Origin of the sequence: Roseivirga sp. UBA1976, assembly GCF_002336325.1 — a bacterium.
Lineage (GTDB): Bacteria > Bacteroidota > Bacteroidia > Cytophagales > Cyclobacteriaceae > Roseivirga > Roseivirga thermotolerans.
The window spans coordinates 32,057-58,069 of sequence record NZ_DDDQ01000009.1 but is presented as its reverse complement, the minus strand read 5'-3'; the positions used below and the strand labels follow the sequence as shown (position 1 = coordinate 58,069).

18 protein-coding genes are annotated in these 26,013 nt (G+C 44.3%); 3 read left to right on the top strand and 15 right to left on the bottom strand.

All coding sequences use genetic code 11. The annotated features are described in order from the left end of the window. Nucleotides 1-57: 57 nt before the first annotated feature. Nucleotides 58-1,092: a cytochrome d ubiquinol oxidase subunit II gene (gene cydB / locus B3763_RS00960; RefSeq protein WP_286742675.1), complete on the bottom strand. Its 1,035-nt coding sequence runs from the start codon at nt 1,090-1,092 to the stop codon at nt 58-60. Nucleotide 1,093: 1 nt separating this feature from the next. Continuing rightward, nucleotides 1,094-2,470, bottom strand: a complete 1,377-nt coding sequence (locus tag B3763_RS00955) for a cytochrome ubiquinol oxidase subunit I (RefSeq protein ID WP_286742672.1) — start codon at nt 2,468-2,470, stop codon at nt 1,094-1,096. A 380-nt stretch (nt 2,471-2,850) separates the two neighbouring features. On the opposite strand from B3763_RS00955, the gene B3763_RS00950 reads away from it, so the two are divergent. Further along, the gene (locus tag B3763_RS00950; protein WP_286742669.1) at nt 2,851-4,119 is read left to right on the top strand and encodes a replication-associated recombination protein A; all 1,269 of its coding nucleotides are present in this window, start codon (nt 2,851-2,853) and stop codon (nt 4,117-4,119) included. 105 nt (nt 4,120-4,224) lie between these two features. On the opposite strand, the gene B3763_RS00945 is transcribed toward B3763_RS00950, so the two are convergent. Next, nucleotides 4,225-4,524, bottom strand: coding sequence for a type II toxin-antitoxin system RelE/ParE family toxin (locus B3763_RS00945; RefSeq protein ID WP_286742667.1), 300 nt, complete (start codon nt 4,522-4,524; stop codon nt 4,225-4,227). Then, a complete protein-coding gene (locus B3763_RS00940) occupies nt 4,509-4,748 on the bottom strand; it encodes a hypothetical protein (RefSeq protein WP_286742664.1) in 240 nt (79 codons plus the stop codon). Before B3763_RS00940 ends, B3763_RS00945 begins: the two co-directional genes overlap by 16 nt. Nucleotides 4,749-4,865: 117 nt before the next feature. Between B3763_RS00940 and B3763_RS00935 the strand changes: the two genes are divergently transcribed. Next, entirely contained in the window at nt 4,866-6,521 is a 1,656-nt protein-coding gene (locus tag B3763_RS00935; RefSeq protein ID WP_286742662.1) for a M28 family metallopeptidase, read from the top strand. 58 nt (nt 6,522-6,579) lie between these two features. On the opposite strand, the gene B3763_RS00930 is transcribed toward B3763_RS00935, so the two are convergent. The 3 genes from B3763_RS00930 to B3763_RS00920 form a co-directional block, all read right to left on the bottom strand. Next, nucleotides 6,580-7,269, bottom strand: coding sequence for a hypothetical protein (locus B3763_RS00930; protein WP_286742659.1), 690 nt, complete (start codon nt 7,267-7,269; stop codon nt 6,580-6,582). A gap of 130 nt (nt 7,270-7,399) precedes the next feature. Beyond that, nucleotides 7,400-8,128 (bottom strand): nitroreductase family protein, encoded by a 729-nt coding sequence (locus tag B3763_RS00925; protein WP_286742658.1) that lies wholly within the window; start codon nt 8,126-8,128, stop codon nt 7,400-7,402. A gap of 1 nt (nt 8,129) precedes the next feature. Next, complete coding sequence (locus tag B3763_RS00920) at nt 8,130-9,578, bottom strand: SLC13 family permease (protein WP_189628273.1); 1,449 nt, start codon at nt 9,576-9,578, stop codon at nt 8,130-8,132. A 416-nt stretch (nt 9,579-9,994) separates the two neighbouring features. Here B3763_RS00920 and sucD point away from each other — a divergent pair, with 416 nt between their 5' ends. Next, nucleotides 9,995-10,870 (top strand): succinate--CoA ligase subunit alpha, encoded by an 876-nt coding sequence (sucD, locus tag B3763_RS00915; protein WP_286742654.1) that lies wholly within the window; start codon nt 9,995-9,997, stop codon nt 10,868-10,870. 635 nt (nt 10,871-11,505) lie between these two features. On the opposite strand, the gene B3763_RS00910 is transcribed toward sucD, so the two are convergent. The 8 genes from B3763_RS00910 to B3763_RS00875 form a co-directional block, all read right to left on the bottom strand. Then, the gene (locus B3763_RS00910) at nt 11,506-11,961 is read right to left on the bottom strand and encodes a hypothetical protein (protein WP_189628271.1); all 456 of its coding nucleotides are present in this window, start codon (nt 11,959-11,961) and stop codon (nt 11,506-11,508) included. A gap of 6 nt (nt 11,962-11,967) precedes the next feature. Further along, nucleotides 11,968-16,770, bottom strand: coding sequence for a tandem-95 repeat protein (locus B3763_RS00905; protein ID WP_286742651.1), 4,803 nt, complete (start codon nt 16,768-16,770; stop codon nt 11,968-11,970). Between the two features lie 15 nt (nt 16,771-16,785). Continuing rightward, a complete protein-coding gene (locus B3763_RS00900) occupies nt 16,786-19,686 on the bottom strand; it encodes a tail fiber domain-containing protein (protein ID WP_286742649.1) in 2,901 nt (966 codons plus the stop codon). A gap of 144 nt (nt 19,687-19,830) precedes the next feature. Further along, on the bottom strand, nt 19,831-20,061 hold the full coding sequence (locus tag B3763_RS00895) for a response regulator transcription factor (protein ID WP_189628268.1): 231 nt from the start codon (nt 20,059-20,061) through the stop codon (nt 19,831-19,833). A gap of 188 nt (nt 20,062-20,249) precedes the next feature. Continuing rightward, complete coding sequence (locus B3763_RS00890; RefSeq protein WP_286742645.1) at nt 20,250-22,028, bottom strand: LytTR family transcriptional regulator DNA-binding domain-containing protein; 1,779 nt, start codon at nt 22,026-22,028, stop codon at nt 20,250-20,252. A 27-nt stretch (nt 22,029-22,055) separates the two neighbouring features. Further along, nucleotides 22,056-23,804, bottom strand: coding sequence for a LytTR family transcriptional regulator DNA-binding domain-containing protein (locus tag B3763_RS00885; protein ID WP_286742641.1), 1,749 nt, complete (start codon nt 23,802-23,804; stop codon nt 22,056-22,058). Nucleotides 23,805-24,098: 294 nt separating this feature from the next. After that, nucleotides 24,099-25,664, bottom strand: a complete 1,566-nt coding sequence (gene rny / locus B3763_RS00880; protein WP_286742638.1) for a ribonuclease Y — start codon at nt 25,662-25,664, stop codon at nt 24,099-24,101. Between the two features lie 59 nt (nt 25,665-25,723). Beyond that, entirely contained in the window at nt 25,724-26,011 is a 288-nt protein-coding gene (locus B3763_RS00875) for a cell division protein ZapA (RefSeq protein ID WP_189628264.1), read from the bottom strand. Nucleotides 26,012-26,013: the final 2 nt, after the last annotated feature.

The following is a 26,013-nucleotide window of genomic DNA, read 5'->3' as shown; positions in this document are numbered from 1 at the left end:
CCAAGCCTGTTTTCTGCTTTCCGATTAACCGATTAACGACTTCCGTCTTCCGTCTTATCAATAACTATGCTCATCCAATTCCACTTTGCCCCAAAAGGTTTTGTAGACAAAGTAGGTGTAGGTGGCTATTAATGGAATACCGATAGCGGCCATGATCAGCATGATCTTTAGGGATTTTGATGAAGATGCTGCATTGGAAACGGTAATATGATGTGCTGGGTCGGCTGTATTGTAAATGATGGTTGGGTAAAGCTCAATCGCCACAATGACCAAAAGCATGGCCAGCGTGAGCGAAGAAAAGAGAAATGCCTGAAGAAATTTTTTCTTGGTGGCAAGTCTCGGAATATTAGCGATAGCCAAAAAGGCAATTACCGGAATAATAAACATCCACTGGTTTCTGCTGATTTTGTCTGTTAGATGTGGAATGTAGATGAGGGTGTAAACCGTGACCAGGGCAAAGCTGACAATAAAAAAGATGATGGCTCTTTTCAGAAACTGATAGATCTGAGCATAGAGCTTTCCTTTGGTTTTCATGCCTAGATAAATGGCACCATGCATCATAAATGCAGCTAGTGTGGTGACGCCAACCATAATCGCATATGGGTTCAGGAAGCTCAGCCAATGACCTGTGAATTGCTTGTTTTCGTCTAGTGGAATTCCAATGAGGATGTTCCCTAAAACAATGCCCAAGAGCAAGGCTAGTAAAATACTGCTCACACTGTAGCTCACGTCCCACATGGTTCGCCACCACTGCATTTCTTCTTTCGACCTAAACTCTATAGCCACCGCCCGAAAAATCAGGGCGGCCAAAAACAGCATAAAGGGAATGTACATGGCCGAAAACATATTGGCATATACCACAGGGAAACCCGCAAAGAGTGCACCGCCACCAATCACCAGCCAAACCTCATTTCCATCCCAAACTGGACCGATAGCGTTCAAGGCAATTCTTCTACTTTCTTCCTTCTTAAAGAACAAATGCCAGGCACCAGCACCCAGATCGAAGCCATCTAAAATGGCATAACCAGAGAACAGGGCTCCTACCACAAGAAACCACCAGGTTGAGTATTCTATGCCTATGAACGTTCCCATATTAGTTGCTAAATGCGTTGCTTACATCTCTTTGTCTTGGCCTTTGATCCATCAATGGCGATTCATCAGGGCCGTGCTTAATCTTCTTATTCAATAGATAAATGAATAAGGTGAAAAGCAAAGCATAAATTATAAAGAATAGGATAAGGGAGAACAATACCTGATTTGCCGTGACTACTTCCGAGAGTGCATCTGAGGTTTTCAAAAGCCCATAAACCACCCAGGGTTGCCTACCCATTTCTGCTGTAAACCAACCCACCTGATTGGCTATTTGCGGAAGCAGTACCGAAATCACCAATATTTTTAAAAACCATTTTTGGTCGAATAAATTGCCTTTCCACCAATAGAATGTGGCCAGAATAGTTAGACCGATTAAGCCCATTCCTATGGCAATCATGATATGATAGAATTGAAAAACCGCATTGATCTGAGTTGGAATCTCATCTTGAGGAAAGCTGTCCAAACCACGTATGGGTGCATTAAAATCCTGATGTGTCAAAAAGCTAGTCCCTCCCGGAATGGCTAAGCCTGTTACTTCTTTCGATTCCTTGTCTACCCAGCCAAATAGGTAGAGGTCAGCGGGAGCGTTTTCGTCAAAGTGCCCTTCCATGGCCGCTAGTTTGGCTGGCTGATGTTCAGCAACCACTTCAGCAGAAGCGTGACCAGTAACGAGTTGAGCTAAAGAAGAAATCAAAGCAACGCCAAGTGCTATTTTGATGGCTTTTTTAGAAAGCTCTACATGCCTTCCTTTGAGTAGATAATAGGCATGAACGGAGATGATGAGAAATGCTCCGGCCAGAAAAGCACCAATCCATACATGGAGAATTCTTTCAACGCTCGAGGGATTGAAAACCATCGCCCAGAAATCGGTGACCTCCGCCCGGGCATTGATTCCTTCTCCTACTACATGATAACCTGCCGGTGTTTGTTGCCAACTGTTGGCCACTACAATCCAGATGGCCGAAAACATACTGCCCAGCCATACTCCTACGGTGGAGATAAAATGTACCCGAGGGCTTACCTTGTTCCAACCAAAGAGCAAAACGCCTAAGAAACCGCTTTCGAGAGCAAAAGCAAAGATTCCCTCGGCCGCCAAAGCACTCCCGAAAATATCGCCTACAAACCGCGAATAAGTGGCCCAATTGGTGCCGAACTCAAATTCCATTACAATTCCGGTGGCTACGCCAATGCCAAAAGTCAGAGCGAAAATCTTTGTCCAGAATTTAGTGAGTACCTCATAAGTCTTGTCTTTGGTTCGAAGGTATTGCCCTTCCATAAAGACCATGACCAGTCCGAGGCCAATGCTCAAGGGTGGATAGATGTAGTGAAAGGCCACAGTGAAGGCAAACTGGATTCGGGCTAAGATTTCTACATCCATAATGGTTGTATTAGGGGTGGAAAAGCTTCTTCAAAGGTATAGCACGCATACTTTGAAGAAGTAACAACTATTACAATCTTGAACCGAATAAACAGTGATCATGTTCCTGAAAATTTACTTTTTTCTACCAACGATTGGATTGAAATAGTACCCCTAAATCCCCTAAAGGGGACTTTAGCTTTATCAAGTCGAAAAGCTTCATCGCCTTACCCTCCCGAAGCCTCGGGAAGGGTTGGGGTCAAAGTCCTTTCTGTCCGTGACTTAGTTACCGGAATGTTGCTTAGTCGTCCGACTTGATGGCAGTTTCGAGCTTAGAAATAATTCTGTCGATTTTCAGGCACGAAGGTTTCCTTCTAGCTTAGAGAACTTAAATTAGCCGCATGGATTTTACCCGAAAACCGCTTGCCGAAAGAGTGAGGCCTCAAACGCTTGATGACCTGATTGGACAGGAGCATCTGGTAGGAAAGGAGGGAGTTTTGCGAAGAGCGATTAATGCAGGCAGAATTCCATCTATGATCCTCTGGGGACCTCCGGGTGTGGGTAAAACCACCATTGCTAATATCATTGCCAACTCGGTGAAGGCTCCGTTTTTTACCCTGAGTGCCATCAGTTCAGGAGTGAAAGAAGTAAGAGAGGTAATACAAAAGGCCAAGTTTCAGTCGAATACTATTCTTTTTATCGATGAAATTCACCGTTTCAACAAGTCGCAGCAAGATGCTTTGCTTGGGGCTGTTGAAAAGGGAGATATTACGCTGATTGGTGCCACTACCGAAAACCCGTCATTTGAAGTGAATTCCGCTTTGCTATCGAGAAGCCAGGTGTATACGCTCAAGGCACTTTCTAAAGAAGACTTGTTCCGTTTGATAGAGCAGGCTTTGGCAAAGGATGAAATCCTCAGCAAGCGACAAGTAGAGCTGAAAGAAACGCAGGCACTGTTTAATATTTCAGGTGGAGATGCTCGCAAATTGCTCAATCTGCTAGATCTGGTAGTTCAGAATATTGAAGACGATCCGGCCGTGGTCACTGATGAGTTGGTCAAAGACATTGCCCAGCAACGAGTAGCGACTTATGATAAAGCCGGAGATATGCACTACGATGTGATCTCAGCTTTTATTAAATCCATTCGTGGAAGCGACCCTAATGCTGCAGTGTATTATTTGGCCCGAATGATTGAAGGTGGTGAGGATATCAAATTCATTGCCCGAAGGCTGGTGATTCTGGCTTCAGAAGATATTGGCAATGCCAACCCTACTGCTTTGGTAATAGCAACCAATGCCTTTCAGGCCGTGAATATGATTGGCTACCCTGAAGGTCGGATTATACTCTCTCAGGCTGTGACTTATTTGGCCTCATCGCCTAAAAGCAATGCAGCTTATATGGCGATCAATAAGGCGCAAGATTTAGTTCGAAAAACAGGTGATTTGTCCATTCCAATGCCTATTCGCAATGCTCCAACGAAGCTGATGAAGGAAGAAGGTTATGGTCAAGGCTATAAGTACAGCCATGATTATCCGGGAAACTTTGTGCAGCAAGAGTTTCTGCCTCAGGAAATAAAAGGCACTAAACTTTACGATCCGGGAAGTAATGCGCGCGAAGATGAAATGCGTAAACGCTTGAAAGCTATGTGGAAGGAGAAGTATGGCTACTAGCTTGAAGCGCGAAGTTGGAAGCTTGAAGCTTGAGGACGGAAGTGACCTTTGCGATCTCCGCCAACTCTGTGGTGAAGGTTAACCGCTAAGGGCGCAAAGGTTGAACTATATTTTCAACTTAAGATTCTCTGGATTTTGCCGAGTATCCCAAATCGAAAGAATGAATAATTCATCATCATTGATTTCATAGAACATAATGTAATCACGAATTATTTTGGCTCGAACATTCTCCAAATCAGTTCGCTTGCCAATTTCGGGGTAATCGATAATTAGGTTTATTGCTTCTTTGAATAATCTATTGAGCTTTCGGGAGTATGTTTTGCTTTTGTTTCTTTTGAACCAAAAATCTAGAATTTCCTTACGCTCTGTTTGAGCTCTTGGCGACCAAATTACTCGTTTAACCATTGGTCAATTTCATGGTCGGCTTGCCCTGAGTCTATTCCTTGCCCTTTTTTGATTTGTTCCCGAGCCTCCATGATGTTGGCACGCTGCCCATCTGATAAGAGATAAATAGAATCATCGGAATTTATGGCAAGTAGACGCATGAGGTCGTCTATCACAGACTGATCCTTTATTTCATTGATCTTCGAAATCAACTTTGCTTTATCTTCAGCTAAGGGAGTAGACATAGCTTCAAGTTAATTATAATCCCTCTCAAATCATGCCATTGCTGGTTGTTTTCTATTGAGGGTAGGAGTTTTAATTGAGAACTAATTTTCCATAAATTCAAGGCATAAAGCAGACTTATGAGACTATTCAAAAATATATCGCTTCTGGCTATTCTGGCCTTGATTTATTCCTGTGGAGGTTCATCGACTGAACGCGCAGGGTTCGATGTTCAGATGGACACACTATCTATCGACAGGCATTTGCAGGTATTGGCTTCTGATGATTTTATGGGTAGAAAGCCTTTTACGGAAGGGGAGGAGAAAACCATTCATTATCTGGAGTCCGAATTAAAGGCTATGGGTGTGGCTCCCGGTAATGGCGACTCTTACTTTCAGGATGTGCCTTTGGTAGAAATTACCGGAACGCAATCACCAACCATGGTGGTCAAAGGCAAGGGGCAAATCATGACCTTCGAAACCATGAAAGATGTGGTGGTTTATACCGAGAGAACGGACGAGGTTGTGGGTATTGATGACTCTGAGTTGGTATATGCCGGTTATGGCATTGTAGCTCCCGAATATGGATGGAATGACTATGAAGGGCTGGATGTAAAGGGCAAAACTGTGGTGGTTTTGGTGAACGATCCGGGTTTTAGTTCTGGTGATTCCACTTTTTTCAAAGGAGAAGAAATGACCTACTATGGTCGATGGACTTATAAGTATGAAGAGGCTGCCAGACAAGGCGCTGCCGGTGTATTGATAGTTCATGAAACTGTTCCGGCTGGTTACCCTTGGTTGGTAGTTCAAAGCTCGTGGACAGGCTCCAAACTAAATCTTGACGATCCGAATGCCGGCTACAAATGCCCAATTCAAGGTTGGATTACCAGAAATACTGCTGTTGAATTGTTCAAAGCTGCCGGAATCAAAGACTATTCTGAGATAGCCAAAACCAAAGATTTCAAACCTATTCCTATGGGCTTAACTGCTTCGGTTAGTGTGACTAACGAAGTAAAGCGTGATATGTCGAGAAATGTAGTGGGTATCGTAAAAGGCTCTGTAAGACCAGACGAATACATTATCTATTCAGCGCATTGGGATCATCTGGGTGTGGGCGAACCAATCGATGGCGATTCCATTTACAATGGGGCTCATGACAATGCTTCCGGTACCACTGGCCTATTGGCTATTGCCGAAGCCTTTGCCGGGCTGGAGAAAAAGCCGGAAAGATCTGTGGTCTTCCTTTTCGTGACGGCCGAAGAACAGGGACTTCTTGGTTCGGCATACTACGCTCAAAACCCGATTTTCCCTCCTAACCAAACCGTAGCGAATATCAACATTGATGGCCTGCCGGCTTATGGCGAAATGAAAGATCTGACCATTACAGGTTATGGCCAGTCGGAGCTAGATGATTATGCGACAACGGCTGCTGAGAAACAAGGGAGATACGTTATTCCTGACCCCGATCCAGGAAAAGGCTACTTCTTCCGATCAGATCATTTCAACTTTGCTAAAGTGGGTATTCCTGCATTGTATGCTTCTGGTTCTTATGAGTCTAAGGAGAAAGGTGTGGAGTATATTGAAGAGAAAACCAAGGAGTATCTCGCAGTAAAATATCATCAGCCTCAAGACAACTATGAGCCGGAGGAGTGGGACTTAAAAGGTATCGTTCAAGATGCCAAGTTACTCTTTAACGTGGGCTACAGATTGGCCAATGAAACCTACTGGCCGCAGTGGAATGAAGGTTCGGAATTTAAGGCCAGGCGAGATTCTGATATGAGTATGAAGAAGAAGTGATCTCTCGGGTCTTCAACCACCTCCCCTTGAATTAAGGGGAGGGTTTAAATGTGTATTTCTATTTTGTTTTCACTTTTACCCCAATATTCGATTTAACATCGAGTTTATTAAAGAGGTATTTGGTCCAAGTAATGGTGTTACTGTTTGTGCGCGTATACTCATCGTTAGAAAATTTTTTGATTTCGTTTTCGAACGAGATCTCTTGGGTATACTTCATATCGGACAGAAACATTTCTACAAACTCCATGTCTAGTTCTTCAGAACCACCAGCCTCTTCTTTAATGGATTTCATGATTTGATCTAACATTACATTCTGGTTGGTACGAATTATTTCGCCCCCTTTCTGTTCATAAAGTGTGTATTGCTCTATGTCCAATGGAGATGATTCATCGTGATAATAGGCACTGATGCCTTGGTTAAGTGCTTCGAGGTTAGCAAATTCAAACGACATTTCAATAGTAAAATTGGTGGTGTCGAAGTTGGCTTTAATGTTACTAATACCTTCTATACCTCCTATTTTTCGGGTTAAGGTGGAGTCCCCCATTTTTATTTCATTCATCAGGTCTTTCATATCCAGCTCTTCACCATAGCCGGCAAGCAAAGACTTCATTCCGGACATATTGATGGCAAAGGTGTATGTGCCACCTCCATTGGATCGGAAAAAGACTCTTTCGAGCATTTCCATACATGAGGTAGTGCTTAGTAAACAAAAAATGACCAGTAGGGAAATTGTGCGTCTTGAATTCATAATACAATAATTGGTTATTTAAATATGGTGAAATAGTTCAGTATCTAAAATGCCTACTACCTCTGAAGATGAGGTATATTTTCCGATAACAAAAGATATAGGGTAGCTTTAAACCCAAAGGTAGGACTATCTATACCCGGAAAATGACTTCTTCGTTCGGAATTCTGAACCTTTCAGAATAAATGCCTCCTTCTGCCGAAGGCCCGCAACCAATAACCATTACAATCTCAGCCTTTCGGGGAAGTCTTAGGAAGCGTTTGATTCTGAGGGAGTCCATTCCTTCCATCGGGCAAGTATCATAACCTTCGGCCTTCATGCTCATCATAAAGTTTTGAGCTGCAAGTGCAGCGCTTTTATGAACAGAAATTCGGATATCCGTTCGATTGCCATGGCGCACCATTGGGCGCTTGAGGCCAACAAAAAAGTAAATGCACTTTTTAAGAAAGCCCCATAGGTCGAACCAGTCGCTCCAATAATACTTGGGTATGAGGTTCCTGTAGTAGTTCATAGCCCGCTGTGCTTGCTTAGACTTAGCATCGGGATAGACTCTTTTCATTTCCTGAACCAATGCTTTCTGCCTTTTTCGCCAAAGGTCTCTGCGGGCTACCACCACTACCAATTCTCGGGCTGTTTTGGCCGCCTTTTGGTTCATACACATCCAGGCTACCTGTTTTTTGGCCTCATCTGATTCAACCCTGTAGAACTCCCAAAGCTGCATGTTGCTACTATTTGGAGCTAGAACGGCTCTTTCAATACTTCTCTGTACAGCTTCATCATCGAATGGAGCTTCTTGATCGTAGATTCTTACCGACCTTCTTTCCTGAACTAGCCGATCGAAAATTTTGGTTGCTTCTTTCATCTTAGTAAACCAGAGGTAAGAGTGTTTGAGAAAGAAGTACAAGCAAGGCAATGGCTATAAGATTGAGCACCAGACCTGCCCTAATCATTTCTTTCATGCGTATCATTCCGCTGGAAAAAACAATTGCGTTGGGGGGGGTGGAGATAGGCATCATAAAGGCATAACTGGCGGCAAGGGTAACCGGTAGAGTGAGATATACCGGATTCATGTCGAGTGTTTGCGATATGCCTATAACCACTGGAACAAAGATGACTGTGAGAGCTACATTGCTCATAATTTCGGTCATAAAAAGCATGAAGGCCGTTAGCCCGGCAATTAGTAGAATGGTATTTAATTCGCCTCCCCCGGCAATACTCTCTCCCACAAACTCTACTATGGCCGATTTCTCCATGGCTTTGGCCAGTGTGAGCCCGCCTCCAAAGAGCAAGAGTATGCCCCAGGGTAGTTTACGGGTGTATTCCCATTCGAGCAGGAACTTGTTTTCCTTAAGCTTTATGGGAGTGATAAACATAAGAGTACCACCTGTTACCGCTATCACCGAGTCGTTTAGTAGATCGGTGTTTAACCAGTTGTTAATGCTTCCTCTCAAAATCCATGTAAGGGCTGTAAGCACAAATATGGCCGCTACATATTTCTCGGGTTTCGAAATTTTACCAAGGCTTTTTAATTGTTCATCAATTACTTCGGCCGATTCGGACAATGATTTGAGACCACTCGGGTACATTACTTTGGTAATAACCAAATAGCTGATGGTCAGCATTAGACAACAAATGGGGAGGCCAATCATAAGATAGCGCGCGAAGGTTATCTCATAACCGATCATGTCGTTCATAAAGCCTACCCAGGCCACATTGGGCGGAGTTCCAATAATAGTTGCAGTTCCACCCACATTGGCTGCATAGGCAATTCCTAGCATTAGCCCCAGAGCAAAACGCCTTTTGCCTTTGGTTGCGCTTTCATCAATGTCTAACAACTGGGTGATAGATAGGGCTATGGGGAGCATCATAACGGTGGTGGCTGTGTTGCTAATCCACATAGATATAAAAGCTGTAGTAAGCATAAAGCCTAAAATGATGCCATTGGGGTTAGTGCCGGTTTTCTTTATAAGGGTTAGGGCAATTCGCTTGTGCAGATTGTGCCTTTCCATACCCAAACCAAGCATAAAGCCTCCCATAAATAGAAAGATGATTTTGTTGGCATAGGGAGCAGTGGCTTCATCTACCGTAAACACCCCGGTCAATGGAAAAAGAATAATAGGCAACAAAGCTGTTACCGGTATAGGAGCGGTTTCGGTAATCCACCATATAATCATCCAAAGGGCTATACCGATCACTTTCCATGCTTCGGCACTCAGGGCATCGCCAGGTTGAATAAACTGGATAAGGAAAAACAAGAGCGGCCCGGCAATCAGGCCAAACAGTTTTGCTCCAAAAAACTGTGGTTCTTTCAAGGTGATTGTGCTTTTCGTGAAGACCGAAAATAGTATAAAAATTTGATGGAGTGAAGGCCTGTTTGTTTAGTCGGGGTTAGGCCCATCAACGAAAAAAGCCCCATTTGGGGCTTTTCTCATCTTCAACCTTAAAATACTAAAAACTAACTAACTATGTTTTAAACGTCTTCTCCTGGAATTAAATTCTGATGAGCTTTATTGAGCTCCTTTCTTTCAGAATTAACTTCTGTCTATTAGACGCTCTGTAGGCTCAAATGGTTTCAATAAGAATAAAAATTTTCGGTTAAAATCTGTTAATGATCTAATGTACCAGACAAACGGCCAATTGAGCTGATGGAACACTGTTCGATACTCAATATTCCCTTTGGTCGTGCGATATTATGTTCTATTTTTGCCACAAATTTAAACCCATAGCAATGAGCGTTTTAGTGAATAAGGATTCAAAAGTGATTGTGCAGGGATTTACCGGTTCTGAAGGTACATTCCACGCAGGTCAAATGATAGAATATGGAACGAATGTGGTTGGTGGTGTAACACCGGGAAAAGGTGGCCAATCGCACTTAGACAGACCTGTTTTTAATACCGTAGCCGATGCCGTGAAAGAAACAGGAGCGGATGTTTCGATCATTTTTGTTCCACCGGCATTTGCGGCCGATGCCATTATGGAAGCAGCCGATGCCGGCATTAAGGTAATCATTGCTATTACTGAGGGTATTCCTGTAAAAGATATGGTTGTGGCCAAAGAATACCTTAAAGGAAAAGATGTTACTCTTATTGGTCCTAACTGCCCGGGAGTTATTACTCCGGAAGAAGCCAAAGTCGGAATTATGCCCGGTTTCGTGTTTAAGAAGGGTAGAGTAGGGCTAGTTTCCAAGTCAGGAACCCTAACCTATGAGGCTGCTGATCAATTGGCTAAAGCCGGTTTGGGAATTTCTACTGCCATTGGTATTGGTGGCGACCCAATTATTGGCACACCAACTAAAAATGCGGTGCAGCTGTTGATGGAAGATGATGAAACCGATGCCATTGTTATGATTGGTGAAATTGGTGGAAACTACGAAGCCCAGGCTGCAGAGTACATTAAGTCTACCGGAAATAAAAAGCCTGTAGTTGGCTTTATTGCCGGCCAAACAGCTCCTCCGGGTAGAAGAATGGGTCATGCCGGGGCCATTATTGGAGGTGCTGAAGATACTGCTGAAGCCAAGATGAGAATTATGGCCGAATGTGGAATTCATGTAGTAAAATCTCCTGCAGATATTGGTGAAACCATGGCCAAAGTGCTGAATGGATAATTCCTATTCATAGATATTGCGAAAAGGCCGGTAAATTACCGGCCTTTTTTGTTGCTATGGTATGCAATTTTTTTCCCGGACCACTAATTAAAATGACAGGGTTACTTCCTTATGACACCAATTATGCTTTGCTACCATTTGTATCTTCATCAATGGCTCTTATTAAGGTGTTGTAAAACGCGGTTTATGATAGAAGTTTAGTTCTATGCAATCTAAATTGTAACCCCATAAAATGGTTCTTTCTAAAAAGAGAGGAGTGATAATTAAAAGGGGGTGTGCGCGGGAGGAAGGTAATCAGACAGATGTGCAATAGTGGGGTTGGGATATTGTGGCTTATGGAGCTAGAGCAGAATAAAAAGTATAACGGCCACAAGAATAATTACCTCAAAATTATCAGAAACCTTGCTTACAAATTTTGAAATGGTATTGATGGCTTTTTCAGTCATAGGGTTTCAGGGTTAGGGGTAAATGGGAACCACCTTCTGCGGTTCCCATTTCCAAGAGACTCAACTAAATCAGACTACTATATGAATCTTTACTGACGATGTAAAGGTCTCACAGATTACTTCCGTACTCAATACCCTGATCTAGGTATTTTTTAAAAAAAACAGCGTATGCTTTTAAGTTTTGTCAGGTTACTTGGTAAGAGTAACCACATAATTGCCGGGTACGCCTGCTGCCACGTTTTGGTCGGTTTTTCTAAATGAAAAGGCAAAACGAGTAGAGCTTAGCTCGGTAATGGTTATTTCCTTACCGCTTTCTGTAGTTACCTGGTCGTCCGATGTTCCCACCCAGTTCCATGTACCTGTAGCAGGAAAAAGCTCTCCAGCATTGGTAGTGGTGTAGGTTTTATTTCCTATACGAAGGGTAAAGCCTTCATAGCGGTTAGAGACATTGCTGCCATCCAGGGTTATAGACCCTCCATTTTCCAGGCTCCAGGTAGCTTCCATTACTTCCTGTGCTATTTCTTGAGGAGTCTTTTGAGGGGTATCATCACCACCACCTTTGCAAGAGGCGGTGGTTAACAAGATGATTCCCAGCATTAGACTCTTCAGCAACATATAGTTTGTTCTAATGATCTTCTGTTTCATGCTGACTTACTTTACAATGATTAGCTTTTTCACCACACTGCCCTTATCAGAAGATATTCTGATAAGGTAAGTGCCGGCCGGATAAGTACCTGTATCCAACTCTACCTTTGATTCCTGCACCTTTTGTTTGCTCCAAACGCTGTTGCCATTTAAGTCTACAATGGCAAGGTCCGGTTGAATATGAGGTAGCTGAGTTAGGTCTATGGTCACAACATCACGAGCCGGATTGGGATACAACCCAATCTGGGTTGCCTTAAGCATATCGTCATCAAGCCCGGTAACAATTGTTCCTTCACCCACCACGTTGATTCGTGTTTCGCCTACGGTCGATTGCATTACTATTTCGCCACTGTAGGTTTTGGCTTCGTCCGGGGCAAAAGTTACTATTACATCAGCAGAACTGCCAATGGCTACATTAAACGCAGTTTTATCGGCAGAAAAGCCTTCTGGTAGCGCAATAGAAGAAACTTCAATTTCTGTATCTCCTGTGTTTTCCACGGTAAACGTAAGGGTAGAAGTTTCTTCAATATCAGTGGTTGCAAATACCAACCCGTCAATAGCGGCTATTGAAGGTTCGGCCACATTGTTTACAGTAATCGTCAAGGTTTTATCCAGCGTATTGCCACCGCCATCAGTGGTGGTAACTATCACTGTATAACTCGCTTTGGTTTCGAAATCTACTGCTGCGGCAGTAATTAGATTGCTACCGTCAATGCTAAAGGCATCATTGTCATTGCTTCCTGAAGCCAGACTGTAAGTAAAGCTGTCGTTAGCATCTTCATCGGTAGTACTAAGTACGCCCACTACGGTGCCTTCATCCACATTTTCATCAATTGAACTGGCCGATATACCAATGTCGGTTGGTGTTTCATTGACATCCGTTACGGTAATGGTAAAGCTGCTGGTAGTAGACAGGCCTCCGCCATCAGTGGTTTTCACTCTTACCGAATAGCTGCTTTTAGTTTCGAAGTCCAGACTGTTTTTAGACACCAGTTTTCCATTGCTAATGTCAAAGCCGCTGTTGTCTGTGTCTCCAGCACCTGAAACCAGGCTGTAAGTAAAGCTGTCTCCATTGTCCGGGTCGGTAGTGCTCAAACTACCCACTTCAGCATTGTTTCCGCTGTTTTCAGCCAAGCTTAAATTACTCAGGCTTAGCGCGGTAGGAGCTTCGTTTACATTGGTCACCACAATAGTAAAAGACTTCTGGTAAGTGGCTCCGGCCGCATCGGTGGTTTGCAGTCTTAAATTAAGACTGGCTGAGCTTTCAAAGTCAATAGCTGCATTGGTTACCAAATTGCCATTGGCAATGGCAAAGACATCATTATGCTCTGCACCCGATCCGGACACCAGAGTATAAGTAAATGAGTCTCCGGCATCTACATCGGTAGTTGAAAGACTTCCTATTACTGTACCTATGTCGCTGTTTTCGGCTACTGTTATTGCCGAAAGGGCCAAATCGGTGGGAGTGTCATTGGTATTCACTACCGTAAGTACCAATTCGTCCGAGGCAGAGGCCCCATCAGGATCTGTAGCGGTTATAGTAATATTCACCGTACCGACATCATCATTGCCAGGGGTTCCGGTAAAGCGATTGTTGGTTGCATCAAAGGTTAACCAATTTGCTCCGCTAAAAGTGGCCGAGAGAGTTAGATTATCTCCATCTACATCATTAAAGATTGAGCTACTGATAAATGAGCTCAGTAATACATCTTCAGTAGCAGTGATATCCGCAGCAGGAGATACCACCACAGGGGCATCGTTGGTATTGGTAACAGTAATGCTAAACTGCTGTCGCACACTGCCGCCCGAACCATCACTTGCGGTTATATAGAAGGAGGTATTTCCCACATCATCATTGCCTGGCGTTCCGCTCAAAGAGCCGTTGTCAATGCTTAGCCATTCAGGACCACCCTCTATACTGTAGCTCAGGTTATCACCATCCACATCGGCAAACAAACCGGACAATGCTTGCTCGTAAGCAGCATCTTCCAAAGCGGCCGCAATAGTTGTAGAAATGACTGTTGGCGCATCGTTTACAGAAAGTACGTTTACCGTAAACTGACGAGTGGCGGTAAGTTCACCATCAGAAACAGTAACGGTAATGGTTGTACTGCCCGAAGCATTGGCAAGGGTTGGGGCAGAAAGTGTTATACCATTGCTTCCTTTACTTATGCCAATAGCTGTAGAAGCAATGAGCGATTCGTTAGATGAAGTGGCTGTGAAGCTGAGGTCTGAAGCGTCTGTATCTATATCTTCAAACGTTATATACAGATCGCTCAACAGGCCATCTTCCTGAATGCTTTGTGCACTGACAGAACCCAGGGTAGGAGCATCGTTTACGGCATTTACATTAATCTGAAATGAGGTAAATGAAGTTTTCCCATTCGCACTGGCTATTACTAAAATGGTCTCTGTGCCATTGAAGTTTGCCTCGGGAGTCAACACCAAATCTGTGCCATTCAACGATGAGCTCACCTTTGAAAGACCTCCAATAGTGTAGGAGAATTGAGCGGAAGGATCGCCTGTGTCAGCAAAAACACCACTCAAATCTACTGTGTAGGCTCCGGCATCTTCATCAATGCTCACATTATCTATAGTTGCGGCTGTAATGTCACTACTATTGCCCTGAATATTGAAAGTAACGGTTTGCGATACAGAGAGCTCTCCATCACTTACAGTAATGGTTACGTCTTCACTACCACTCTGCCCTTGAATTGGAGTAACGGTAAGGTTGTTTTGCTCTACCGAAAGCGTGAACAGAGTGCCGGTAGCATTATGAGTGAAGGTAAGGTTAGCATCTGATGTTTCCACGTCATCGAAGTATAGCCCAAGATTCATTATATAAGCGGGCTGAACATCTACCAGGTTTTGGGCGGGAATGGTGGCTACTGAAACGGGAGCATCGTTTACCGGGTTAATGGTAAGGCTAAATGTTTCTGCTGCCGAAACAGAAGTATTAGTTCCCAGACGGTCATCGGCTGTTACACTAAAGTTTATAGTACCGAAGTAATTGGCCGAAGGAGTTACTGTTAGCACATTCCCATTGATGGAAACGGTGGCTACTCCGGCTATATCGGGGGTTGCTTTGTAAGTGAACAATGGCACTGCAGCATCAACATCAGTGGCAGATAGCGTGTATGTAAATACATTGTCTTCATCTATCACCTGATCGCTAATTGAGGCCATAATTGGGGCATCGTTCACGGCCACAACCTCTACTTCAAAGGTTTCTAATTTTGAATATGCCTCGCTGGTGCCTTCTTCTTCTACCAGTACCGTAATGTTTACCTTTCCATTAAAGTTGAGGGCAGGAGTTAACGTTAGCTGGCCATTGCTTACTGTGGCCGCTACCTGGTTGGCATTGGATGAAGTAACGGTAACTATAAGGTCGTTATCTACATCGGCAAAGTTCAGGTCTACGGTTCCGGCTTCCTCTTCATTTAGTTGCTGATCGGCAATGGCCGAAAGTGTTGGCGGGTCGTTTACATCTACCACTTGCACTTTGGCAAACGCGGAAACCGAAGCTTCTCTGTCGGCACTGGTCACTGTAAACTCCAGCGAATCTAAATAACCCACATCGCCTACCGGGCTATAAAACACCGTCCATTGTGCCAGGTTGGCGGAAGACTTTACCAAAACAGGGTCGGTAATAGAGCCTTTCTTGGGGTTGGTAGTTATAGCTATTGAGGCATTGTTAAGGTCAAAGTCACCTAATTCTACGGCAAACAAGTTCATAGAAACGGCCGTGTTTTCCGGAGTTTCTTTCTCCGAAGCAAAACTGAAGAATAGCCCATCGGAAGAAGTTTGATTGGTAAGGCTTTTTGTGTCTCCGTTTTGAGTAAAGAATCGGGTATCCGAATCTAAATGGCTAATAGTACCACCACTGCCGTTGCTTGTATTGGTCAAAACAAACAGGTCATCGTCACTAAATCCGGAACGTGTTTTAACCAAAACGGTAATGATGGCTTTTTCAGCACTAAACAGGTAAGGATGGTCCGTTTTGCTCACACTAATGGTTTGGGTGAGTGTATTGGAGTCTTGTGTGAAACTCTCCAGGCTAAAGCCGGAATTTACAATGGATACCTGTTTTGGAGCCGAAGGATTCGATAGGTCTATATAGCCAATGTCTATGGTGTAGTTGGCATTGAACCGTGAATCGGTCAGTGTCAGGGCCAGGGTTTTGGCACTTTCTGAAGAAGAGGCAACGGTCAGATTCGTGATTTCATGTGCTTCATCGGCCACGTTGAAAGTAAAGGGCAGCATGGCCACTTCAGATTCTAGTTTCTCACCTTCAACTTCTATAGCTTTGAACCGAATGGTGTCTTTGTAACCATTTTTGGGCAAAAGGCTACCGGCCGGTGTGAACGTAAAACGTCCTGCACGAGCACCTGATACTGTTAATTCTCCATTTTCAGGCCCTTGAGTCACCTCGAACCTTATAGCGTCTCCATCCGGGTCGAAACCATTGAGACGCAGTACATCGCCAAGTTTATAGAATACCGATCGGCTTGCCGATATGGCTATTGGTGCCTGATTGGGCTCTATTTTTTCAACCAATGGTACCACAAAGCCAAAGTTGCCTTTGTACTGGGTTTGGCCATCGGTAGCGGTAAGCAAGGTACTCGCACCATTCTGCCCTACGGAAATAAAGCTGGTGTTTATACCCCCTGAAAACCATCCTCCACTGGCTGTGGTCATACGCTTGTTTCGCGCATTATCGGTAGAGCCTTCTTGTGCCTGCATTGGCAAGGCATAGAGGGCTACCATCAGCATGGTTGCCAGGTATCTGACTGTTTTTGATCGTTTCATGCTAATCATGTCTGATTATTTTTGATCAGCGTTAACAGTTTTAGGGGTGTTTAAAAGCAAGGCTTCAATTTTTGCCAAACGCTCTTCTAAGGCCTCTACTTTGTTGGCCTCGGCTTTGAGCTGGCCATTTTCTGCTTTGAGCGCTTCTACCTGAGCCGTAAGTTCTTTTACAGCTTCAACCAAAAGGGCGGTCATTTCTCCATAGTTCACAGCCTTAAAGCCATCTTCTTTGGTTATAACCAGTTCTGGGGCTACTTTTTCCACTTCCTGAGCGATAAAGCCAATTTTGTTTTCAGGTCGGCTTGTATCTTTCCAGTTATAGCGTACACCTCTCAGACTATTTACCATGGCCAGGCCGGAGGTTAGGGTACTTACATTGGTTTTGAGACGAGCATCAGAGGTTTGATTGATAGAAACAGCACTGATATTGCCTGTAAAGTCACCATTACCGTTCCCGTCAAGGTAGATGTGGTTGTTATTTAAACCATCTAAAGCAATGTGACTATATACATCGGAAGCATCATTATTGAAGTCTGCGCCTCCATACATTCTTATACCTGTGCCTGCTGAACTGTTTAGGTTGAAGTCTCCAGAATATGTGCCTGCATTCGAAATATTTACCTGCATATCTACTAAGGACGGCCTATAGGTACCTCCGTTTCCATCGGACTTTTCAAAGTCGCTCATCATTTGGAAAATGGGTTTCTTTAGCCCATCACTTTCCCATGATTTAACACCTAGATTTATGCTTGAATAGCTGGAGTTGTTCATGTCAAACGAGCCATAGTCCACTCCATCTTTTTGATTAATATTAAGGGCAATTAGATCTGGGAAGTAAGAGCCTCCGTTTCCGTCATTAACTGATGTCGCTCCTCGCATTGCGAAGAAAGCCAGGTCGGCATTTTCCCAATCCTTTCCGCCCATAAAGAAGTTTGATGAGCTTGGACCTTCCAGTGCGAGTCGTCCACCAGTTGTTCCGTTAGCAAACATTTGTGCGAGTGTTCTGTTGCTGCCATCTGAAATTCGGAATTGCCCTATTTCTTCACCACCTCCTGGCAACCAGCCACTTTGAACGCGGCCTTTGGCTGTGCCATCGGCATTGCGGGCGATCATATTGCTCCAGGGGTTGGCATTGCCAACGAGTTGGTAGGTAACACGTGTTTCACCAATTTCTGAAATTCCTGCGTGCTGCTCGAGGTATGCACCACCACCAGAGTAGGTGAGCATTCTCATGTTGGCTCTTCCTAATGAATCGTTGAGGTGAATAAGACCTGCTTTTTCTCCATTGGAGTCTATGAGCACATTTACTGAGTCAACGGCACTCATTAGCTTGATAGAACCTGAATTTTGCTCGTTCACCTCAAGGCGGGTTTTGCTGTTGTGGTCTACTATATTGAGCATGGCTTGCAGATTGTCTTTGCTCATAACGGCAGCTGCTTCTCCTTCTTTGCCTAATTGCAATAGGCCTTGTTGCTTTCCGTCACCAAAGTCCTGAATGGACATGAATACTCCTTCCATTGGAGAGAAGTTGCCGGGGTTATCCGGATTTTCGATTCTCTTGCCAAACATTTGCAATACCGGCAAGTCCGATCCTCCTTCTTCCCATACTCTTGCTCCCATGTAGAAATTCTGGCTGGTATTGCCCCACAAGGAGAGCTGTCCATGTGGGTGTTGGTCGGCTACCCATTCGGCTATTCGGCCGGTTGCTCTTAGCTGAGCCATGGCCCTGTCTAATGAATCGTATAGGTGTAGCAAGCCTCCTGTGCGATAGGAGTCGCTGCCAATGAGCGAGCGCCTGGTTTTATTGTGGCCAAAGGTAAGCACCGAACCAGAGTGATTTGGTTCGTAATAGTTGAGCTGTACTTTAATACTGTCTTCCGGATTAGAACCGTATACATTCAGGTTGTTTCCTCCGTGCACAGCCACGTCTCCTTCGAACCATCCGGCCCAGTTTTCTACGCCATTCATGGCACGGCCCCATATGGCTTTGTTAATGCCATAGCCTTCGGCTCTTCCTAGAATACCTTTGTTTTCTATTTCTGTATTGTCTTCTCCTCCTACAGCGGAGATACCGGCAACTCCAATATTGTCTACCCCAACATTACCTAGGGCCCAACCACTTACACCGGTGTTTCCCCATGGGTTAGACTGGCCATAGCCTACGACCCCGTTGTTGTAAGAGCCTTCTTCATATCCTGTGGCACCATTGCCCGGACCTCCGGCTAACCCTAGTACTCCGGCATTGTTTCGTCCGGCTCCAAAGGCTTGTCCTCTCACACCTTCGTGGCTGCCGTTGCCCTGGCCTATTGCGCTACCTATTATGGCAATGCCTCCTTGTTCATTTCCTTCGAGGGAGATTACGTTGCCTCTGAGGGCGGTTTTGAACCCTGCTCCGGTCATATCTACCTGAATACCTCTTTGGGTTCCTCTGTTCAGGTTGTCTGAGGAAATATTGAAATAGAAGATGGTGTCTGAGTCTGTAGTAGAGTTATCTATGCTTATTCTTCTGGGGAGGTCATCGGTAGGGCCAATGGGTTTTGGCGAGAATGGAGCAAGTAGCTCTGTGGTTCCCAATACGGTGTTGCCAATGCTAACGGTAAGCGTACGGCCACTTACTCCATGAAAAAGGTCTTCGGGCATTGGGTTTACCGAACCGAGTGTAACAGCATAGAGACCTTCTATAATCTGAACATTGCTCTGGGTCTCTGTCCAGCTGTTGCCTTCACCAAGATCTATTAAAAAGGTAAAGTTACGTTCACCGGTAACCGGTGTTCCATTTTCATAAAGGGTTCCCTGAAAGCTCATTTTTTTGCCTTCCTGAACCTGAGCTGCACCGTCTTGTAAAGGCAAAGCCATAGTGGCAGGTATGCCCAAAACCAGTGCGAAACTAAGAACGAGGAGTAGTCGTTTTTTCATTTTTGTTAACATTTTGGTTGTGATAATTTTTTTTGACTTATGTTGATATGCTGGTTTGGGCAAGAATGGCGGGGAGAACCGTGTGTACTCCCCAACCAAGAGACTCAACTAAACCGACTATATTTCTTTTATTGCCTTTTATGGTTAGCCCATAAAAGGGAGCAGAACCAAAGCCCAGTCGGCACTGGAGTGCAGGCCAAGTTTGTTTCTGATGTTCTTCCTATGTTCATCATAGGTAAGCACCGAAATGGAAAGGGCCGATGCTATGTCGCTTCTGGAACTGCCCTTAGCCATATGCGTGAGAATCTCAACCTCTCTGGCAGAGAGAAGCTCAAGAATTCTCTTCTTGTCTTTAGTCTGAATTTTGTTGGTCATTGGAATGTGTGGGTACCCTAATTGGAGTACTGATTGTTGTTACTCAATTTGGTGAATGAGCGGCCCAATTTCAGATAAATGTCATGACTGACGGGTTAGTTGTCATGAACGACATGTTGAAAAAGCCTTGTGAATAGAAGGGGTTGGCTTGGTGTTGTCACGAACAACGTTAAAAGTAGTACTAAATGTCAGGCGGTGTTGCGCAGCAGTTCGTCTATGTCGTCCTTAAAGCTGCGGCTCACACTAATCTCTGTGTCGTCATTAAGTACCAATTTTGATTTATAGATAGACTTTACCTGGTTTAGATTTACAATAAAGCTTCTATGAACCTGAATGAAATTATTGGGTAGTTCTTCCATGAGGCTTTTAAGAGAGTTTCTGTCAATTTCCGGTTTGGTTTTACTGGTCAAATGAAATTCCAGGTATGGACCATCGGAACGAACAAAGCGGAGGTCACTGAGCTTTATCAAGGCCTTGCTTTTAAGACTTATAAACTCTACCTCCTGAGTTTGACTCTGCGCTTCTTCCAGCTGGCTTTTTAACTGGCTCAGCTCGGTAGATTTTACCACGTTGTCTTTTTTAACCCGGTGATAGTATCTGTATACAATTGAAAGTACTGTTAAAAGTATCAGGCTTAGGGCAATCACCTGAAAGGTAAGCCCCTGATAAAATTCTTTAGAGGAGCTCTCTTCTTCAAGGCGCTCGTTAGCATCGAGCAGGGCCAATTGGTTTCTTTGTTCAATCAGTCGGTTGGTCTGAACGGCTTCTTTGGCCGCCAGGCCCAGGTCGTTGTACATTTTCTGATATTGAAGCGCCAACTCAGTGTCGCCAAGCCCTTCATGGATTTGCGCCACAAGCTCAAAGCCATTCTGACTCATGTGTATAATGCTATTTGTATTGATGAACTGCTCGAAGGTTTTAGATGCCTGGAGGCCTTTCTGCCACTGGCCACTGGCTATATAGAGCTCCATTTTGGCAAGTAGCAGGTCGGTGTAAGCAGGTGGAGGAAAACGGTGTTGCTTGTAAAAATCGTCTGCGTTGTTAAGTAATGTTTCTGCCAGCGGAAATTGTTGACGTTCTATAGCAATTCTACCCAACTCTATTTGGGGTTTTAGGGCTTGCTGCCAATTGTTGGTTGTTTGAGCTTTGTTAAGGGTTTTTTGATAGTAGAAATGAGCAGAGTCTGAAAGGTTAAGCTGTTTGAAGGCTCTTGCCATATTGGAGTAAACGGCAGTTTGAACAGATTCTGAGGGAAAGTTTTCTACATCAATAAGTCGGAGGGCATGGAGTGCGCGATCATATAATTCCAGTTGGGCCAACATCTGACCAAGGTTGAAGTAGCTCATCTGTTGGGTTTCTGGCCGAACATCGCCCGATAGTTCAATGGCTCTTTCCAGGGAGTGAATAGCTTCGGCAAAAAGACCAAGAGCTCTGTAGGCGTTGGATAGGTTGCCGAAGGCGGCAATTCGGGCATCGGTATATTCGCTATCGTTTTCGGTAAGTTTCAGTACTTCTCTGAAAACATCGGCCGATTGCGCATGTTCGCGCGAACGGTTGTAGGCCAGCCCTAGAAAACTCATGCTTCGTATTTGAAGGTTTTTGGAGCCTAGCTCGGCAAAGTTCTTCCGGCTTATCTCCAAAAGGTCTATGGCTTCTGCATGTCTGCTCTGATGGTAAAGGGCAACTCCTTCTATCAGGTCCTTAGCAGCTTCAGCAAATTCTTTGTCGTTAATATCGGGGTCGGAGAGTACTTCGGAGTAGTAGTACAGGCTATCCAGTTGGTTCCGGTTATAAGTTACACTTAGGGTAACAATGGCTTCGAGTCGTGCCCTTTCCGTTTTTGCCATTAAAATATCTGACTTAAGGTCATTAAAGTCTTGCTGAGCCTTTGACTCCGCGCTTAGCAAAAGTCCTAGATACAGAATGAATTGAGCGATGGGGAATAGTCTTGTTCTTGTGTTCTTCATTATTAATCAACTCTTGCCATTGTCCTTTTAGGCGGGCATGTTCAATAGTGATTCTACCTCTTCTTTGAAGCTTCTACTCACATTCAATTCGGTGCCATCTTCAAGTACCAGTTTGGTGGCGTATATAGATTTAATGTGGTCTATATTTACAATATAGCTCCGGTGTACCTGAATAAATTTATTGGAGGGGAGCTCGGAAAGAATGTTCTTGAGCGTATTTCGGTCTACTTCCGGTTTCTGTTTTTCGTCCAGATAGATTTCAATATAAGGCCCATCGGACTGAATGTATTTGATCTCTTCCAGTTTGAGGAGTGCTTTGCTTTTTAGCGTTATAAATTCTCTCTGAGTGGCCAGCTGCGATCGATGGGTTAAGTCTCTCAGTTTTTCTTTGAGTTGTTCAAGCTCATTTTCTTTTACCAACTTCTCGTTCCGTTCTTTTCTAAAGTTTCTATAGTACGTATAGGCGAGGCCAACTACTAAGAGTGTAATAACACTTACTATGATGAGGTTTCGGGTGAGGTTGGTTTTTACTCTGGTAGATTCTACCAGTATTTCGCTGCGAGCCAGATCGTATTCTGCCGTAATCTCATCGATAGTCTTTATGTTTTTAAAGTACTCCAGACTGTCGTCCAGAGCTTTCCATTTTTTTAAAATTTGCAGGGCTAGTTTGTCCTGCCCATCTTTTTCATAGGCTTCGGAAAGAAATTCGTACCGATCGCGTAAGTCGTCTATTCTTTGCTGGGTAAGTGCTTTGGTAATTGACTGGTTAATGAGTGCAATGGCTTTTGCGGTTTCTCCAAACTTCAGTTCGGCCTGAGCCTCTAAAAAATCAAGCTCACCTGATAGAAACATGTCTTCGCCAGGTTCGTTGAGTGCTCTTGCCTGGTGGAGATAGTGATAGCAACTGTCTTGATTTTCAGCTTCTAAAAAGTTATGAGCAATATTCTGATAGGTGTTTACTAAACCCAGAGTGTTTCTTGTGGCGGTGTATATAGGGAGTGACTTTTTCAGATAGGTGTTGCTGGAATCGAGTTGAGCAATTTTTCTGAAGTTGACAGAAATGTTATTGTAGCATCTGGCCGCTAATACCGGTTGTTTGAAGCTCATGGCTGTGGCGGCAGCTTCTTTGAGTATAGTGTTGGACTTATCAATAAGGTCCATTCGGCCGTAGAGCGTTCCCAAATTGAGCATGGTGTTCACCATGCCTTCAGGGCTATGTTTTTTGTATAGGTCGAGGGCTTCGTTGAACTGTTTGGAGGCTTTTTCGAAATTGCCATCCATTTGTTCTAATATACCCAGCTGATTCAGGGCTAGTGCCCGTCCTATAGGACTTTTTTCATCGTCTGCCAGTACCAGCATTTGCTCGTAAATCTGTTTGGCCTTATCAATTTCGCCCATGCGCTGGTAAGCAATGGCCTGATTGCGTACAATTCTGTCGTAGGTAGTGCGTAGTTTTTTCCGATTAGTAAAGAAGAGGGCAGAATCGTAGTAAGCTACGGCCTGTTTAATGCTTCCCGACTGGTAGGCGGCATAACCTATGGCAAAGTACCCTTCTAGTCTTGAAAGGCTGTCTTCTTTTTCTAATAGTACTTTGCCATAGTAAGAGAGGCTGTCCGGGTTTCTGGAGTTTTCCCTCGCTTTACTCATCAGGTAGTCGAAATTCTGCTGCGCAGAGACCATGGTGGTGAGCACAAGGAGAAGCAGTATTGAATAGATTCTGCCAGGGGTCAAAGACATTCGCACAGCGGCAATTACTGCCTCAAAAGACTTAGTCACAGTAGATGTTTAAGGTTAATCTAAAATTGAGGAAAAACCTCCTGACGCAAACTGCCACTGGAGAAATGCTGTATGATTCAACGGATGGAATCACGACTCCAATAAGTGCACGCCTTTCCTAAAATATCAGGAATACTCGACCCGAGCAAGCCGGAAGGGGAACATATTTTAGTTTGTAAAAAAACAGGCTGTTTCGAAAGGCTAAAATTGGCACATGAACCGGCATGTGACATGGGTAGTAGGACACTACCTCTGATTTAGCCATCTGAAACAGCCTGCGTTGCTTTTGATAGACTACTTGGCGTAGTTTACCGCACGCATTTCGCGAATTACCGTGACTTTGATTTGCCCCGGATATTGCATTTCCTTTTCAATTTTTTGAGAAATATCGAATGAAAGCTGAGCCGCCTGAGCATCGGTAACTGACTCGGCATCAACCATTACACGCAGCTCTCGTCCGGCCTGAATGGCGTAGCATTTATTTACTCCTTCAAAGTTGAGGGCGAGAGTTTCAAGTTCTTTGAGTCGTTTTATGTAAGACTCCATCACTTCTCTTCTGGCTCCCGGTCTTGCACCTGATATGGCATCGCAGGCCTGAACCAGAGGAGCAATGAGAGAGGTCATTTCCATCTCATCGTGGTGGGCACCAATGGCGTTGCATACTTCCGGATGCTCTTTGTACTTTTTGGCTAGCTCAAAACCTAATATAGCATGTGGCATTTCAGGTTCTTCCGGCCATACCTTGCCAATATCGTGCAATAGTCCGGCACGCTTTGCTCTCTTAGGGTTGAGCCCCAGCTCTGAGGCCATAGTGGCACAGAGGTTGGCTACCTCGCGGGAGTGCTGTAGCAGGTTTTGGCCATAGGAAGATCGGAACCTCATTCGGCCTACTAATTTAATCAGCTCCGGATGAAGGCCATGAATGCCCAGGTCTATGACTGTGCGCTCACCAATTTCGGCTATCTCTTCCTCAATATTTTTTGTGGTTTTGTTCACCACTTCCTCAATTCTGGCGGGGTGAATTCTGCCATCGGTCACTAATCGGTGCAACGACAGGCGGGCTATTTCTCTTCGTACAGGATCGAAACCGGAGATGATAATGGCCTCGGGCGTATCGTCTACTATTATTTCTACACCGGTGGCTGCTTCGAGGGCACGAATGTTTCGGCCTTCCCGGCCAATGATTTTACCCTTGATCTCGTCACTTTCTATGTTGAAAATAGAAACGCAGTTTTCAATGGCATGCTCAGTGGCTGTGCGCTGAATAGATTCTATTACAATCTTTTTGGCTTCTTTGGCACCGGAGAGTTTGGCTTCGTCTATAATGTCTTTAATGAGGGCCGAAGCTTTACTCTCGGCTTCGTCTTTCAAGGTTTCAATAAGCTGCTCTCTTGCTTCATCGGCCGAAAGGTTAGCAATTTTTTCTAAGGCTTTTACCTTTTCTTCCACCTTGCTTTCGAGTTCTTCCTTGCGCTTTCTTACAATTTCCAGTTGCGCTTCTACATTTTCTTTGAGGCTGTCGAGTTCGGCTTCTCTGCGGCTAATTTCGGCTTGTTGCTGATTGAGTTTACTCTCTCGTTGCTTGAGCTTATTTTCGTTGGCTATTATCTGATTCTTTTTGCGGTTGGCTTCTTCTTCAAACTCTGCCTTTAGTTTAAAGTATTTGTCTTTGGCCTCTAAGATTTTGTCTTTCTTAATGTTTTCGGCCGTTAGCTCCGCTTCTTTAATGATTTGTTTTCCCCTCTCTTCGAGTTCAAGTGTGGCTTTTGTGTTGAGTTTTTGCAACACAAAGCGACCTAATAAAAAGCCAACTGCCAAAGATCCGATGGCTGTCAGCAAAATAGTTAGCGTTTCTCCCATATGTATTTATAATCTATGCGGAGACCGAATAAAACCTGAGTTGAAATGAAATGACGGTATTAAGAGAGTGCTTGCTTTATGAGGCTGTCCAGTCTGTCAATGGTGTTTTCTGCTGTGCTATCGATTGCAGTAAACTCTTCTTCACTTTTCAGTTTAGCTACCATACAGTCAAAGGCCACCATAGCCAGCAGGTCTTCTTTATCATCAATACCAAACTTTTCCCGATAAGACCGAAGTCTTTCGTTGATGAATTTGCCTGCGTTACGTACCCTAGCTTCCTCTTCAGGTTTCACTTTCATTGGGTACTCGCGGTCTCCTATTTTAAGTTTTATTGATAGAAGATCCATTT

Bases quoted from the DNA above. Each gene is read 5' to 3' on its own strand.
- cydB (WP_286742675.1), bottom strand. From the start codon at position 1,092: ATGGGAACGTTCATAGGCATAGAATACTCAACCTGGTGGTTTCTTGTG.
- B3763_RS00955 (WP_286742672.1), bottom strand. From the start codon at position 2,470: ATGGATGTAGAAATCTTAGCCCGAATCCAGTTTGCCTTCACTGTGGCC.
- B3763_RS00950 (WP_286742669.1), top strand. From the start codon at position 2,851: ATGGATTTTACCCGAAAACCGCTTGCCGAAAGAGTGAGGCCTCAAACG.
- B3763_RS00945 (WP_286742667.1), bottom strand. From the start codon at position 4,524: ATGGTTAAACGAGTAATTTGGTCGCCAAGAGCTCAAACAGAGCGTAAG.
- B3763_RS00940 (WP_286742664.1), bottom strand. From the start codon at position 4,748: ATGTCTACTCCCTTAGCTGAAGATAAAGCAAAGTTGATTTCGAAGATC.
- B3763_RS00935 (WP_286742662.1), top strand. From the start codon at position 4,866: ATGAGACTATTCAAAAATATATCGCTTCTGGCTATTCTGGCCTTGATT.
- B3763_RS00930 (WP_286742659.1), bottom strand. From the start codon at position 7,269: ATGAATTCAAGACGCACAATTTCCCTACTGGTCATTTTTTGTTTACTA.
- B3763_RS00925 (WP_286742658.1), bottom strand. From the start codon at position 8,128: ATGAAAGAAGCAACCAAAATTTTCGATCGGCTAGTTCAGGAAAGAAGG.
- sucD (WP_286742654.1), top strand. From the start codon at position 9,995: ATGAGCGTTTTAGTGAATAAGGATTCAAAAGTGATTGTGCAGGGATTT.
- B3763_RS00910 (WP_189628271.1), bottom strand. From the start codon at position 11,961: ATGAAACAGAAGATCATTAGAACAAACTATATGTTGCTGAAGAGTCTA.
- B3763_RS00905 (WP_286742651.1), bottom strand. From the start codon at position 16,770: ATGAAACGATCAAAAACAGTCAGATACCTGGCAACCATGCTGATGGTA.
- B3763_RS00900 (WP_286742649.1), bottom strand. From the start codon at position 19,686: ATGAAAAAACGACTACTCCTCGTTCTTAGTTTCGCACTGGTTTTGGGC.
- B3763_RS00895 (WP_189628268.1), bottom strand. From the start codon at position 20,061: ATGACCAACAAAATTCAGACTAAAGACAAGAAGAGAATTCTTGAGCTT.
- B3763_RS00890 (WP_286742645.1), bottom strand. From the start codon at position 22,028: ATGAAGAACACAAGAACAAGACTATTCCCCATCGCTCAATTCATTCTG.
- rny (WP_286742638.1), bottom strand. From the start codon at position 25,664: ATGGGAGAAACGCTAACTATTTTGCTGACAGCCATCGGATCTTTGGCA.
- B3763_RS00875 (WP_189628264.1), bottom strand. From the start codon at position 26,011: ATGGATCTTCTATCAATAAAACTTAAAATAGGAGACCGCGAGTACCCA.